This window comes from uncultured Metabacillus sp. (genome assembly GCF_947503125.1).
Lineage (GTDB): Bacteria > Bacillota > Bacilli > Bacillales > Bacillaceae > Metabacillus.
Genome location: NZ_CANNCR010000215.1, coordinates 1 through 296, shown reverse-complemented (window position 1 = coordinate 296; position 296 = coordinate 1). Strand labels below are relative to the sequence as shown.

Genomic DNA, 296 nt, shown 5'->3' with positions numbered 1-296 from the left:
ATTCGAACCCCCGCGGGCTTTGACACCCCTGTCGGTTTTCAAGACCGATCCCTTCAGCCGGACTTGGGTATTCCTCCTTATTACAATGGACCCTGTAGGACTCGAACCTACGACCGGACGGTTATGAGCCGTCTGCTCTAACCAACTGAGCTAAGGGTCCAATCAACAAATTAAAACTGTCAATTTCAAGTACAAATTGATAGCCTTATTATATTTCTATAGCGGCGGAGGGAATCGAACCCACGACCTCACGGGTATGAACCGTACGCTCTAGCCAGCTGAGCTACACCGCCAAA

Annotated in this window: 2 tRNA genes; both read right to left on the bottom strand. The window is 49.7% G+C overall.

Features of this window, described 5'->3' with window-relative positions:
• Window positions 1-86 precede the first annotated feature (86 nt).
• Window positions 87-160, bottom strand: a tRNA-Ile gene (locus Q1B07_RS26930).
• A gap of 59 nt (window positions 161-219) precedes the next feature.
• Window positions 220-293, bottom strand: a tRNA-Met gene (locus Q1B07_RS26925).
• Window positions 294-296: the final 3 nt, after the last annotated feature.